Here is a 13880-nt window from a genome sequence, read left to right as displayed (position 1 = left end):
CGTTCGGGGCTCAGCCCGTGGGGTTCTTCTCGTCCATGAGCCGGGCCATCCAGGCCTCGACCTCGTCGGAAGCGCGCGGCAGGGCGGCGGACAGGTTCCGGTTGCCGTCCGCGGTGACGAGGATGTCGTCCTCGATCCGCACCCCGATGCCGCGGTACTCCTCCGGCACGGTCAGGTCGTCGGCCTGGAAGTACAGACCGGGCTCGACGGTGAGGCACATGCCGGGCTCCAGCGTGCCGTCGACGTACGCCTCGGTGCGCGCGGCGGCGCAGTCGTGGACGTCCATGCCGAGCATGTGGCCGGTGCCGTGCAGGGTCCAGCGGCGCTGGAGACCGAGCTCCAGGACACGCTCGACGGGGCCCTCCAGCAGCCCCCACTCCACCAGCTTCTCCGCCAGCACGCGCTGTGAGGCGTCGTGGAAGTCGCGGAACTTCGCGCCCGGCTTCACCGCGGCGATGCCGGCTTCCTGGGACGCGTGGACCGCGTCGTAGATCTTGCGCTGGATGTCGGTGTACGTGCCGTTGATCGGCAACGTGCGCGTGACGTCGGCGGTGTAGAGGTCGCGCGTCTCCACACCGGCGTCGAGCAGCAGCAGGTCGCCGGGGCGGACGTCGCCGTCGTTGCGGACCCAGTGCAGGGTGCAGGCGTGCGGGCCGGCGGCGCAGATGGAGCCGTAGCCGACGTCGTTGCCCTCGACGCGGGCCCGCAGGAAGAAAGTGCCCTCGATGTAGCGCTCGCTGGTCGCCTCGGCCTTGTCGAGGACCTTCACGACGTCCTCGAAGCCGCGCACCGTGGAGTCGACCGCCTTTTGCAGCTCGGCGATCTCGAACGCGTCCTTCACCGCGCGGGCCTCGGAGAGGTAGACGCGCAGCTCCTCGTCGCGCTCCTTGGTCACCTTGTCGGTGAGGGCGGACTCGATGACCGAGTCGTGGCCGCGCACGGCGCGGACCGGGCCCTCGGCCTCGGTGAGGGCCTCGGCGAGTTCGCGCACGTCCTTGGCGGGGATGCCCAGGAGCTGCTTGGCCTCGGTGAGGCTGTGGCGGCGGCCCACCCACAGCTCGCCCTGGCCGGACAGCCAGAACTCGCCGTTCTCCCGGTTGGAGCGGGGCAGCAGGTAGATCGTGGCGCGGTGGCCGGTGGGCCCGGTGGGCTCCAGCACCAGGACGCCGTTCTCGGTCTGGTCTCCGGTGAGGTACGCGTACTCGGTCGACGCGCGGAAGGGGTACTCCGTGTCGTTCGAGCGGGTCTTCAGCCGGCCGGCGGGCACGACCAGGCGCTCGCCGGGGAAGCGCGCCGACAGCGCGGCGCGGCGGGCGGCGGTGTACGGGGCCTGGGCCACGGGCTCCAGGCCGTGCAGCTCGGTGTCGGCCCAGCCGGTGCGCATGCTCTCGGCGAGTTCGTCGCTGACGCCCGGGTACAGCCCGTTCTTGCGCTGCTTGGGCGTCTTCTTGGGCTGCTCTTCTTCCGGGGTCTCCGGGGTGAGCTCGTCAGCCACGTCTTCTCCTCAGCTACGACATGCACGGCCCTGGGGTGCGGACCTTCAACCAGTATGTGCGATATGACCCCCGTGAGGTGCTGTGCCATTTCGCACATACCGTCCGCACCGCACCCGGGGGACAACCGCTCCGCTCACTCGAACCGGGCGGCGAGCAGGACGACGTCCTCCGGCACATCGGCCGGCTGCCCCTGTGGCAGCACGGTCCGCAGGATGTGGTCGCAGAGGGCGGCCGGGTCCTCGCGGGCGGTACGGGGGGCTGCGGCCGCGGCCGCGTGCAGCCGTGCGTACGCCCGGTCCATGGGATCGCCGGTGCGCCGCAGTAGCCCGTCCGTGTAGAGCAGCACCGTTTCTCCAGGTGCGGGCTCGATCTCCACGCTCGGCGCCTCCCAGCAGGACAGCATCCCGAGCGGCGCGGACAGCGTGGTCTCCACGTACTCCGTCCTGCGCTCGCCGATGAGCAGGGGCGGGGTGTGGCCGGCGCCGGCCAGCAGGATCTTGCGCTCGGCGGGCTCGCAGTAGGCGAAGAGCGCGGTGGCCGAGCGCGCGGGCTCGGTCAGGCGCAGCAGCAGTTCCAGGTCGGACAGGACCGCGACGGGGTCCTCGCCCTCCATGACGGCGTAGGCGCGCAGGGAGGCGCGCAGTCGTCCCATCGCGGCGACGGCGCTCGGTCCGGAACCGGTGACCGAGCCGACGGCCAGCCCCAGCGCGCCCTCGGGCAGCGGCAGGGCGTCGAACCAGTCGCCCCCGCCGCGCGGCCCGGTGTGGTGCCGGGCGGCTAGCTGCACCCCGGGGATCCGGGGCAGCCGGCTGGGCAGCAGTTCCTCGGCGACGGTGGCCAGGCGCGAGCGGGACCGTTCGACCTCCAGCATCCGGGCCAGGTGCTCGGCGGCGTGCCGGACGTAGAGCCCGGCGAGATCGCGCTGGCGGTCGCTCGGTTCGGCCTGCTCGTCGTAGAGCCAGACGGCCGCTCCGAGCCGGCCGGTGGCCTCGGCCGTCAGCGGGAGGGCGTAGCTGGCCGCGTAGCCGAGCCGGGCTGCGACCTCGCGGTGGCGCGGGTCGACGGGTGCGGCGAAGCCGCCGACGCCGGCGGGCGCACCCGGTTCGGGGAGGACCTCGGAGCCGCCGTGGGCGTCGGGAAGTCCGTCGAGGATGCGGCCGTACGAGGTCGCGCTGCGCGGCACGGTCTCGATGTGGCCGAGGTCCGCCTGGCCGAGGCCGAGGCCCATCGTGGTCGTGGGGCCGAGTCCGTCGGAGGGCTCCAGGATCACGAGGCCCCGGCGGGCGCCGACCAGTGCGGCCCCTGCCCGCAGGAACTCGTGCAGGGAGGAGTCGAGGTCGTTGGCGCGGGCCAGGCGCTCGGTCAGTTCGTGGAGGGTGGTGAGGTCCGAGACCATGCCCGCGAGCCGGTCCTGGATCACGCTGCCCGCAGCGGGCGGAGGCACCGGTACGGGGGCGTTCCGCGGCGATGCGGGCGCCGCAGTGTGCGGTGACGCGGTAACTGCCGGATCGATTCCAGCCACTTTCGGCAGATGCGGAGCGCTCATGGCGTCCGCCTTTCCACCTGGTGCGATTCGCCATATAGCATCGCAAACCCCCAGATCGTGCTGCGCCGCCATCAAGGAATCCACATCTACACGCACACGTGGATGCATGTCCAGCATTGCCCAGCTGGGAATCCTGGTGTCCGTGGGGCGGCAACTCACTGTCCAGCCAAGGCTAGAACTTGGCCAAAAAAAGCTGGAACCCGATGGTTTCGGGATCGACTGGGCGGGCGCCACGGACCGCCCGGGTACGTAATCACCAGTTCCTGGGGTCAGTTGGCGCCGCCCGGCAGTCCCTGACGCCGCCCCGGCACCCGCCGGGAACCGCCCAACGCGGACCGTCGTCCTTAGCGGCGGCAGCCGGTCTCGGTACCGGTGCGGGTCGCACTCCGCCCCCGCCGGACGTTTGATGGACCCGTAAGAAGACTGCACGAACCGTATGAACCTGCTTCAGGCGAACAGTGAGCTCAACGCGTACGTGTAGTGAGACACCTGTTACATGGTGTGATGTGGCCCTCGGCGTTCAACGGAAAGGAACGAGCGCTCATGCGCGAGATCCTCGGAAGGCGTCTCCAGCGGCTCCGCGATCGATTTCAATCCCCGCGCCCCGACCCGGAGCAGGGCGCCGCGCCGGCTCTCCTCGAAGCGGCGCTCACCTGCGCCACCGTGTGGAAGTGGCCCGTACTGCCCGGTGTCGGCCGCTGCGGAACGGACGGCTCGCGCTGTGCGTGCCCCGACCCCGACTGCGTCGTCCCGGGCGCCCACCCCTTCGACCCGGGGCTGCTCGCCGCCACCACCGACCCCCGGATGCTGACCTGGTGGTGGACCAACCGGCCCACCGCACCTGTCCTCATGGCGACCGGCAGCAGCGCCCCGTGCGCCGTGAGCCTGCCGGCCACCGCGGCCTCACGGGCCCTGGTACGGCTGGACGCGCAAGGGATGCGACTCGGGCCGATCGTGGCCACGCCCACCCGCTGGGCGCTGCTGGTGGCGCCGTACTCCCTGGAACGGCTCGGCGAACTCCTCTACGCCAAGGACCACGTGCCTTCCTCGGTGCGCTTCCACGGGGAGGGCGGCTACCTGTTGCTGCCTCCGTCCGCCGCGTCCAGTGGCGGCCGGGTGCGCTGGGAACGGGAGCCGCGCCTGCGGGCCCGGGCCGGGGCCCGGGTGGAGCCCGGCCCGATGCGGGAACCGACGGCCGGGCGGGACGCGGTTTCGGCCTCGACCGTCTGGCTGCCGGAGGTGGAGGCGGTCGTGGACGCGCTGGTGGAGGCGAGCAGCGGCGCCCCCGGCGGCGGCAGCCGTCTCGCGTACTGACCGGCCGTCCTCAACGGTCACTCGTACGGGTGTCGACGTGACGGGTTTACCGGGGAATTGGGCGCGGGGATCTCCGCGCCCCATTCCTGCATCGCTATGTTCGGCGAATGAATCTCCGCCTGATCGGTATCGGCGCCGGTGTGCTGATCATCTTGTCGCTCCCCCTGGCGGGAGCGATCGCCGGACCGGATTTCGCCGGTCAGGACGACGGGAAAGGCGGCGGCTTGTTCTCGACGCTGGGGCTTTCGGAGTCCTCGCGTACGTCGGAGCCGGAGTCCGCACCTCGTGGTTCCGCGTCGTCGCCGGCTCCGGCGGTGAGCGGGCCCGACCGGCCCGGTCCGCGGGAGCAGCCCCGGACGGACTCCCGCTGCGGTCCCGAGGTCTCCTCGCCGCACGGGGTCGAGGCGCAGACCTGCGTCCTGGTGAGCGACGGGGTTACGTGGGGCCGGACTTACTACCGCAACACCAGTGGCCGCGCCCTGGACGCGGTGCTGACGGTGATGGGCCCGGCCGGACGCACGGTGCAGATCCGGTGCGCGGTGGGGGAGGGTGACGAGCCGGGCCTGTGCGAGACGCCGAGGGAGGCGTCGACCGGTGCGCCGGACGGCTACTCGGCAGTTGCGGAATTTGCAGTTCCGGATGATGAAGGGAAGCTGCTGCTGCGGTCCGGGAGCAACTCACCGGTACCGGGTGACGGTTGAGAACCGCGGGAAATGGAAGGGCCCGGTCGCTGGCGACGGGGGATGCACCAGCGACCGGGCTACAAGAACGGTAACAAGAGATCGCCTGTTCGCAAATTCGATCTCTGATATTCAGACACCGATTTGCTGACGATTAGCGGGAGTTGTGACCCCGGTCACCGGCCCCGTGCGTGCTTGTGGAGTCAGCTGAGGGTCACCTGGCGGTTGGTGAGTCCGCCGCGCGCCCGGCGCTCCTCCGCGGTCAGGGGAGCGTCCGCGGCCAGGGCTGCGGCCAGCCGTTCCGCGAACTCCGCGGCGGGCTTCTCCACATCGTCGGCGGTGACCCCGGTGGGCAGGTCCCAGACGGGGACCATCAGGCCGTGAGCGCGGAAGGAACCGACGAGGCGGGTGCCCTCACCGAGCGAGGACGTACCGGCCGCGTGCAACCGCGCGAGGGCGTCGAGCAGCTTCTCCTCGGCGTGCGGCATGACCCAGCGCAGGTGGTTCTTCTCCGGGGTCTCGCACCAGTAGGCCGCGTCCACGCCCGCCAGCTTGACGGTGGGAATGGCGGCCGCGTTGGCTCGTTCCAGAGAGGCCGCGATCTCCGGAGAGGCGTTCTGGGCGTTCTCCGATTCCGGAATCCAGAATTCGAAGCCGGTGTGCACAACAGGCTCGAAACCGCCGTCGAGGTCCAGGACATCCTGGAGTCGGGGGCCTTCGGCCGGGACACGGCGGGCGGGGACGGGCGTGCCCGGCTCGGCCGCGAGCGCCCGCTCCAGGGTGTCGGCCATGTCGCGCGCGAGGTCACCGGTGGACGACTCGTTCTGCAGGCCGAGAAGGACGGAGCCGTCCTCGCGGCGCAGCGCCGGCCACGCCATGGGCAGAACGGTCACCAGCGTGACGGAGGGAACGCCCTCGGGCAGGCCGCCCTTGAGGTCCAGCGGGACGGTGGCCGCGGGCACGAGCTCGCGCAGCGCGACCCAGTCGCACTCACCCGGCAGTCCCTCGAAGGGGCGCTGGACGTGTTCGGTGACGGCGTGCGCGGCGGCGGCGCCGTGGCAGGCCTTGTAGCGGCGCCCCGATCCGCAGGGGCAGGGTTCACGGGCGCCCACCACGGGGATCTCACCGTTGTTGAGCTGCGGCTTTGCAGTCTTGGCTGCGGGGCGCTTCTTGGCCATCGTGGGTGTCTCCCGGTTGCGGCGGTACGGCGTCGTCTCTGGGCGCGAGCCTAGCCGTTCGTACCGCCGCAACCGGTGGGATGCGGCCGGGAGCACGGTCGGCGTGTGCTCCCGTCCGGCCGCCCGTGCGGACGACCGCTACTGCTGTACCCGCGGGGATCCTGGTCAGGGTTCCTCGTCGGGGTTCCGGTCCGTTCCTTGTCAGGGATCGAGATCGTCGAAGGCCGAACCGAAGTCGATCGCCGGGGGCGCGACGCGCGTAGCGAAATCCACGTGCCGGGGCCCACAGGCGACGATCACCCAGACGGTGACCTCACCCGCCGCTCCGTCCCGGACACCCCAGTCATGGGCCAAGGCGCTGATGATGTTCAGCCCCCGCCCGCCGTGCGCGGTGACCGAAGGCGTCGCCGGAACCGGGCGGGTGGGCCCGCCGCCGTCCGTGACCTCGACCGTCAGTCGCCCCGCCTTGTCGACGCGCCAAGCGGCGCGCACCTCCCCGTCCCCGACTTCCCGAGCGCCCAGTGGCCGGCCGTGACGGCAGGCATTGCTGAGCAGTTCGGAAAGGATCAGTACGGCATCGTCCACGACCGATTCGGACACCCCGCTGATACGCAATTGCTCACGCATCCGGTGCCTCGCCTCGCCCACGCCCGCAGGACCATGGCGTACGTCCATGCACGACGACGTGGGCACTTCCCGTGCCACCACCAACGCCACCCCCGGAACCTCCTTAGCCCCACGCATGGTCTGGATGCCCCAATGGCCTGGACCGGAAACCGCCTCAGTGGGGCCCACTGGCGCATTGACGTCGGTCGTATGCGGAACGGATGCGCCGGGGCACACCCTGTTACCGGCGTGTCACAGGTGAAGTGTGCGCAAAACGGGGTGTCAGCGGCCCAGTTGTGACAGAACCTGACGAGGTCGGTTCGTGATGATCGCTTCCACGCCCAGATCAGCGCACAGCTGAACGTCCCCCGGTTCGTTCACGGTCCATACGTGAACGGAATGCCCGGCGCCCTGGAGCTTGCGGATGTATCCCGGGTGGTTGCGTACGATCCGTATCCCCGGCCCGGCGATCCTCACCCCGGCCGGAAGCCGCCCGTCCCGCATCCGGGGCGAGACGAACTGCATCAGGTACACGGTCGGGATCGTCGGGGCGGCGGCCCGCACCCGCTGCAGCGAACGCGCGGAGAAGCTCATGACGCGCACCGGGTGCGGTCCCTCGGCGGGCGGGGAGTCCAGGCCGAAGCGCTTCAGCAGGTGGAGGAGCCGTTCCTCCACCTGTCCGGCCCAGCGGGTCGGGTGCTTCGTCTCGATGGCCAGCTGGACCGGCCGCCCCGCGTCACAGGCCAGCTCCAGCAGGCGCTCCAACGTCAGGACGGAGGTGCGCTCGGGATCCGCGTCCCAGTCGGGGGACTCCTCGCGGTCCTTCCAGGAGCCGAAGTCGAGGGCGGCGAGATCGGCGAGCTCCAGGGCCGAGACGGCGCCGCGGCCGTTGGAGGTCCGGTTCACCCGGCGGTCGTGGACGAGGACCAGATGGCCGTCGGCGGTGAGCCGGACATCGCATTCGAGGGCGTCGGCACCGTCCTTGATCGCCTGGCGGTAAGCGGCCAGGGTGTGCTCGGGGGCATCCTCCGAGGCGCCGCGGTGGGCGACGACCTGGATGGGGCGCGGCATTGCGTGGGTCACCGGCTCATGGTGCCACCGAGTGGGACGCGGACGACGGGGCAGGGTCCTGGAGGTGCATCTGAAATGTCGGATATAAAGAATGGCAGGAGATGCACAGGTCCGGCTTACAGTGCTCTGACGGGTCATGGGAAAGGCTTTGCTCAGGAACTTGTGCGGCACGTCGAACGTTCAGTCGGACCGATCGCCAAAGATTTCTGAAGCCGTGTGTGACGAGGAGAGAGCGCTGTGAGCACCGAGAACGAGGGCACCGCGGCCCCAACGCCCCCCGCGGCCCCGTCCGTACCCCCTGCTCCGGCCCACGAGACGCAGGTATCCGGGCCGGCGGCACCGGTCGCCCCCGCGCCCGCCCAGGCACCCGCCTACCGGCCGGTGGACGCACCGCCGGCCCAGGCGCCGGCCGCACCCGCCCAGCCCCCGGTGGCCCCACCCGCCCCGGCCCCGGCTGCGGCGCCTGCCGCAGCCGAGCCCGTGACCCAGCAGCTCCCGCCGGCGCACGCCCCCGGCACCGAGCCGACGCAGCAGATCCCGCCCGCCCCGGCGCCCCAGGCTCCCGGCTACGGCGACGCCCCCGGCTACGTACCCGTCCCGCACACCCCTGCCGCGTACGGTGCCGAGGGCTGGCCGCCCCCGCCGCCCGCGGTCCCGGCGTACGGGGGCGGTGGCCACGGTGGCGTCTGGGGCGCACCCCTGACCACCGACGGCACCCCGCCGCGCAAGCCCAAGGGCAGGGGCGGTCTGGTCGCGGGCGTGCTCGCGGCAGCCCTCCTCGCGGGCGGCATCGGCGGCGGCGTCGGCTACTGGGCGGCCGAGCGCAGCGACAACGGCACCGGATCGACCACGATCAGTGCCGGCAACACCCCCAAGGACCTCAAGCGGGAAGCCGGCTCCATCGCGGGTCTGGCCTCGGGAGCCCTGCCCAGCGTGGTCACCATCGAGGCCTCGGCGGGCGGCGGCGACGGCGGCACGGGCACCGGCTTCGTCTACGACCAGCAGGGCCACATCCTCACCAACAACCACGTCGTCGCCTCCGCCGCGAACGGCGGCAAGCTCTCGGCGACGTTCTCCGACGGCAAGAAATACGACGCCGAGGTCGTCGGCCGGGCCGAGGGCTACGACGTGGCCGTCCTGAAGCTGAAGAACCCCCCGGCCGGTCTCAAGCCGCTGCCGCTGGGCGACTCCGACAAGGTCGCGGTCGGTGACGCCACGATCGCGATCGGCGCCCCCTTCGGCCTGTCCAACACGGTCACCACCGGCATCGTCAGTGCCAAGGACCGCCCGGTCGCCTCGGGCGACGGCTCCGGCAGCAAGAACTCGTACATGAGCGCCCTCCAGACGGACGCCTCGATCAACCCGGGCAACTCCGGCGGCCCGCTGCTCGACGGCCGCGGAGCGGTCATCGGGATCAACTCCGCGATCCAGTCCGCGGGCAACGGCGGCTTCGGCGGTGGCCAGGCCGGCTCCATCGGCCTCGGCTTCGCCATCCCGATCAACCAGGCGAAGAACGTCGCCGAGTCGCTGATCAAGACGGGCAAGCCGGTCTACCCGGTCATCTCGGTCTCGGTGGACCTCCAGGCCAAGACGGACGGCGCGAAGATCTCCGAGCAGGGCGCGGCGGCCAACGAGCTCGTCGACCCCGCCGGACCGGCCGGCAAGGCGGGACTCAGGCCCGGCGACGTCATCACCGAGTTCGGCGGCAAGACCATCGACAGCGGCCCGACCCTGATCAGTCGGATCTGGACGTACAAGCCGGGCGACACGGTGAAGCTCACCTACCTGCGCGACGGCAAGCCGACCACGGTCGACATCACCCTCGGCTCGCGGGTCGGCGACAAGTAGGGGCCACTGGCTCGATCGGCGAGGGGCCGTAGGCGGGATTCCGCCTACGGCCCCTCCCAACGTCCGCTTATGCTTCGTGAGTGTTCGATTCTCGGCACATACGGACCTTCCACGCGGTGGTCGCCGCCGGCTCGTACTCGGCGGCCGCTCGCGTCCTGGGATACACCCAGCCCGCCATCACCCAGCAGATGAAAGCGCTCGAACGCGCCGTCGGCACCCCGCTGTTCACCCGCGTGGGCCGGAAGATGCAGCTCACCGAGGCCGGCGAATCGCTGTCCCGGCACGCCGAGACCATACTCGGCAGCCTCTCCGCCGCCGAGGCCCAGCTGAAGGCGTACGCCCGCCTGCGTACCGGACGGGTCCGGCTCTGCGGCTTCCCCAGCGCCAACGTCACCCTCGTACCGGAAGCCCTCAGCGCCCTGGCCAAGGACCATCCCGGAATCCAGGTCGAGCTGCTGGAGGGTGAGCCTCCGGAGTCGTTGCGACGGCTGGAGCGCGGGGAGTGCGACATCACCCTGGCCTTCACCTATCCCGGGCTGCACGAGGACATACCCGACGAGGTCGCCGAGGTCAGGCTGCTGGAGGACCAGCTGACCGTGCTGCTGCCGACGGGCCATCCCCTGGCCCGGCGCCGCGCGGTGCACCTGGCCGACCTGGCCGAGGAGCGGTGGATCGCGGGCTGCCCGCGTTGCCGGGCGAACCTGCTGCACGAGTGCGCCGAGCTGGGCTTCGTGCCCGACATCCGGTTCGCGACCGACGACAACCTGGTGGTGCAGAGCCTGGTCGGACAGGGACTGGGCGTGGCGATGATGCCCGCCCTGGTGCTGCCCTCCCTCTCGCTCAGCCGGGTATGCGGTCGCGCGCTCCAACCCGCCGCCCGGCGCCATATCGCCGCCTACGTCTACCGCGACCACCTGCGGATTCCAGCGACCTCGGTGGTGCTCGACGCACTGCGGCAGGTCGCGGCGAACAGGGTCGGCTGCTGATCACCGACCGCCCGCCCCTCGACCGGGTCGCCTCAAGCCGACTGCGGGACCATCCATAAGCAGTGCTTGGGATGTGGGGTCATAACTGTCGTTGGACGTGATGGAACGACGGCAGCACCCTGCGCGTATGACCACCACCACGCCGGCCCGTACCACCACGAGGATGGCCGCCCTCGTCAGTGAGATCCGTACGGTCGTGGACCGGGGCCTGGCACCCGACCTCACCGCCTACCTGGTGGGCGAACGGCTCGCACCCCACCTGGGCGCGCCCGACCTCCTGACCCCCGCGCAGCGCGAGGGCGATCCCGAGCGCTACCGGCAGCACATCCTGCACGCGGAATCGGACGGCAGTTTCTCGGTGGTCGCGCTGGTGTGGCTGCCCGGGCAGGAGACCTGTATCCACGACCACGTCTCGTGGTGCGTGGCAGGGGTCCACCAGGGCGAGGAGAGCGAACGCCGCTACCGGCTCGCACCGGGTGCGGACCAGGCGCGCCTGGTCGCCACGGAGGACGTGGTCAACGGGCAGGGCGAGGTCTGCGGCTTCGCTCCGCCCGGCGACATCCACAAGGTGCGCAACTCCTGTGCCACCACAGCGATATCCCTGCACGTGTACGGAGCCAACGTGTCCCGGCTGGGTACCAGCATCCGCCGCGTCTACACGCTCCCGACCGACTGATGGCCCTGCTGAACCGCCCGCCGCACCGGGCGGCACGGCCGGGTCGTGTTTCACGTGAAACATCGACCTCCTGGCCCGGGTTGGGGTTCGCCGTGGCCGGCGCGCTGACGGCGTGGTGCGTGCACCGCCTCGTCCCCGCGATCCCCCTGCTGACCGCGGCCGTGGTGCTGGGCATCGCGGCGGCGCACCTGCCCGGTCTACGCCCCTTCATCCGCGGTGTCGCGCGCCCGGGGCTCTCCCTGGCGGGGCGGCGGCTGATGCGGATGGGCATCGTCCTGCTGGGCCTCGGTCTCGGGCTGGACCAGGTGCTCCGGCTGGGATGGGCGACGGTGGCCATGGTGGCGGGGGTGGTCGCGGCCACCTTCTTCGGCACGCTCTGGCTGGGCCGACGGCTCGGGCTCCCCGGCGACCAGCCGCTGTTGATCGCCACCGGTTACTCGATCTGCGGCGCCTCGGCGATCGGAGCGGTGAGCGAGGTGTCGGGCAGCGACGAGGAGGACGTGGCCGCCTCGGTGGCACTGGTCACCCTCTGCGGGACGCTGGCCATAGCGGTGCTCCCGCTGTTGCAGGGGCCGTTGGCGCTCTCCGACGTGGAGTTCGGGCGCTGGGTGGGCGCGAGCGTGCACGATGTCGGCCAGGTGGTGGCGACCGCGCAGACGGCGGGCCCCGGCGCGCTCGGCGAGGCCGTCCTGGTCAAGCTGATGCGGGTGGCGCTGCTGGCGCCGCTGGTGGCGGCCGTGGCCTTCTCCGTACGGGCCCGGCGGCGCGGGGTGCGTACGTCGTCGGGACGTCGGCCCGCTCCGGTTCCGCTGTTCGTCGCCGGCTTCCTGGCGGCCGCCGCGCTGCGGGCGACGGGGGTCCTGCCCGAGGTGGCGCTGGACTGGGCGCACACCGCTCAGGAGGCACTGCTGGCGGCCGCCCTGTTCGGTCTCGGGACCGCGGTGCACCTGCCGACACTGTCCAAGACGGGCGGCCGGGCCGCGGTGCTGGGGCTCGGGGCCTGGGTGGTGGTGGCCGGGGTCTCGTACGCGGGCGTGCTGCTCACCGTATGACTCTGCGGAGGCCGGGAGTTGGACAAAACATGGCCTGAACCGACCGAACGTTCCCCCTGCCCGCTGACATCGACGCCCGGCCGTGCCACTCTGCCCCGGCGAGCGGCACACACGGCGCGGGACCCGCCACATCGTGGCGCCCGCGCGGCAGCACGCACCCAGCACCACTCGCACGGCACCCATGCACAGCACCAGTTACACGACACCACTCGCACAGCACGAGTTGCACAGCACCATTCGCACAGCCGATCCGCACCGACCGTTCTCACCCCCACCCTGCCCTGGTCCGACCGACAGGACCGGACCGGGCACGGCAGAAGGAGTCATGCGTGAATCGTCATCGCACAGCCGTGTCCGTCCTCTTGTCGGCGGGCGCCCTGATCGCGGGCGCCTTGACCGCGGCCACCCCCTCGGTCGCGGCCGACACCCCCGCGTCCTTCCGGCAGCAGCACACCCAGGGCTTCTGGACCGCGGAGCGGATGCGCGGCGCCACCCCGCTCGACGTCACAGCGGTCCCCGGTACGGAACGCACTCCGGTCGCCGCCTCCGCGTCCCCCACCCGCGTCCTCCCGACGGCCGCAGTGTCGCCCACGGCGTTCCCGCAGCCGGGCGGGGCCTGGACGGGCGGCGGCGCGGTGGTGAAGACCTCCGGCCGCGTCTTCTTCACGATGGGCGGCCGGACGGCCTCCTGCTCCGGCGACTCGGTCACCAGCGCCAACGGCAGCACGGTCATGACGGCCGGCCACTGCGTGAAGTACCAGGGCGCCTGGCACACCAACTGGGTCTTCGTTCCCGCCTACGACAACGGAGCCGCGCCCTACGGCCAATGGTCGGCGACCAAGACCTTCGCCACCGACCAGTGGGCCGCGAGCGAGGACATGAACATGGACGTCGGGCTCGCCGTCGTCGCCCCGCTGAACGGCCAGAAGCTGAGCCAGGTCGTCGGAGCCCAGGGCATTCTCTTCAACGGCGGCTACAACAAGAGGATGTACTCCTTCGGCTTCCCGGCGGCCGCCCCGTACGACGGCACGAAGCTGGTCTACTGCAGCGGAAACAGCGGCAAGGACTTCCTTCTGACCAGGGACCACAGCCTGTCCTGCAACATGACCGGCGGCTCCAGCGGCGGCCCCTGGTTCCAGGACTTCAACGAGGCCACCGGCCTGGGGACCCAGGTGTCGGTGAACAGCTTCGGCTACACCTTCCTCCCGAACCGGATGTACGGCCCGTACTTCGGCAACGAGGCGAAGGCGGCCTACGACAAGGCCCAGACGGCCTGACCGCGCCCGCCCCCGCCGCCCCCACCGACCGGTACTCTGTACCGGCCAGGTGGGTTGCCCGAGCGGCCTAAGGGAACGGTCTTGAAAACCGTCGTGGCAGCGATGTCACCGTGGGTTCAAATCCCACACCCACCGCAGGTGCGCGGCCTC

Annotated in this window: 11 protein-coding genes, 1 tRNA gene and 1 pseudogene; 8 read left to right on the top strand and 5 right to left on the bottom strand. The window is 71.4% G+C overall.

Annotation, left to right across the window (positions count from 1 at the left end):
- Positions 1–10 precede the first annotated feature (10 nt).
- Together ACWFQ8_RS08920 and ACWFQ8_RS08915 are read right to left on the bottom strand one after the other, a co-directional pair.
- The gene (locus ACWFQ8_RS08920; protein ID WP_453785498.1) at positions 11–1495 is read right to left on the bottom strand and encodes an aminopeptidase P family protein; all 1485 of its coding nucleotides are present in this window, start codon (positions 1493–1495) and stop codon (positions 11–13) included.
- 134 nt (positions 1496–1629) lie between these two features.
- Positions 1630–3159 carry a PP2C family protein-serine/threonine phosphatase gene (locus ACWFQ8_RS08915; protein WP_453785497.1) on the bottom strand — a complete coding sequence of 510 codons (1530 nt, stop codon included), beginning with the start codon at positions 3157–3159 and terminating at the stop codon, positions 1630–1632.
- A 426-nt stretch (positions 3160–3585) separates the two neighbouring features.
- Between ACWFQ8_RS08915 and ACWFQ8_RS08910 the strand changes: the two genes are divergently transcribed.
- Positions 3586–4356 carry a bifunctional DNA primase/polymerase gene (locus ACWFQ8_RS08910; protein ID WP_453785496.1) on the top strand — a complete coding sequence of 257 codons (771 nt, stop codon included), beginning with the start codon at positions 3586–3588 and terminating at the stop codon, positions 4354–4356.
- Positions 4357–4463: 107 nt separating this feature from the next.
- Positions 4464–5057, top strand: a complete 594-nt coding sequence (locus ACWFQ8_RS08905) for a hypothetical protein (RefSeq protein ID WP_453785495.1) — start codon at positions 4464–4466, stop codon at positions 5055–5057.
- Between the two features lie 182 nt (positions 5058–5239).
- Here the strand turns inward: ACWFQ8_RS08905 and ACWFQ8_RS08900 are convergent, their stop codons facing one another.
- The 3 genes and pseudogenes from ACWFQ8_RS08900 to ACWFQ8_RS08890 all read right to left on the bottom strand — a co-directional run bounded on the left by ACWFQ8_RS08900 (position 5240) and on the right by ACWFQ8_RS08890 (position 7891).
- Positions 5240–6214, bottom strand: coding sequence for a DUF5926 family protein (locus ACWFQ8_RS08900; protein WP_453785494.1), 975 nt, complete (start codon positions 6212–6214; stop codon positions 5240–5242).
- Between the two features lie 201 nt (positions 6215–6415).
- Positions 6416–7017, bottom strand: a pseudogene (locus tag ACWFQ8_RS08895) (ATP-binding protein).
- An 85-nt stretch (positions 7018–7102) separates the two neighbouring features.
- Positions 7103–7891: a glycerophosphodiester phosphodiesterase gene (locus tag ACWFQ8_RS08890; protein ID WP_453785666.1), complete on the bottom strand. Its 789-nt coding sequence runs from the start codon at positions 7889–7891 to the stop codon at positions 7103–7105.
- A 237-nt stretch (positions 7892–8128) separates the two neighbouring features.
- Here ACWFQ8_RS08890 and ACWFQ8_RS08885 point away from each other — a divergent pair, with 237 nt between their 5' ends.
- The 6 genes from ACWFQ8_RS08885 to ACWFQ8_RS08860 all read left to right on the top strand — a co-directional run bounded on the left by ACWFQ8_RS08885 (position 8129) and on the right by ACWFQ8_RS08860 (position 13865).
- A complete protein-coding gene (locus ACWFQ8_RS08885) occupies positions 8129–9739 on the top strand; it encodes a S1C family serine protease (protein WP_453785493.1) in 1611 nt (536 codons plus the stop codon).
- Between the two features lie 80 nt (positions 9740–9819).
- Positions 9820–10725, top strand: a complete 906-nt coding sequence (locus tag ACWFQ8_RS08880) for a LysR substrate-binding domain-containing protein (protein WP_453785492.1) — start codon at positions 9820–9822, stop codon at positions 10723–10725.
- A 127-nt stretch (positions 10726–10852) separates the two neighbouring features.
- Positions 10853–11401: a cysteine dioxygenase gene (locus ACWFQ8_RS08875; protein ID WP_453785491.1), complete on the top strand. Its 549-nt coding sequence runs from the start codon at positions 10853–10855 to the stop codon at positions 11399–11401.
- Complete coding sequence (locus tag ACWFQ8_RS08870) at positions 11401–12453, top strand: YeiH family protein (protein ID WP_453785490.1); 1053 nt, start codon at positions 11401–11403, stop codon at positions 12451–12453. Before ACWFQ8_RS08875 ends, ACWFQ8_RS08870 begins: the two co-directional genes overlap by 1 nt.
- Positions 12454–12782: 329 nt before the next feature.
- Positions 12783–13730, top strand: a complete 948-nt coding sequence (locus ACWFQ8_RS08865; protein ID WP_453785489.1) for a trypsin-like serine peptidase — start codon at positions 12783–12785, stop codon at positions 13728–13730.
- A 48-nt stretch (positions 13731–13778) separates the two neighbouring features.
- Positions 13779–13865: transfer RNA gene (locus tag ACWFQ8_RS08860), tRNA-Ser, on the top strand.
- Positions 13866–13880: the final 15 nt, after the last annotated feature.

Source organism: Streptomyces sp. NPDC055254, from assembly GCF_053606025.1.
The sequence above is the reverse complement of the archived record's forward strand: the minus strand, read 5'-3'. Positions and strand labels throughout refer to the sequence as shown.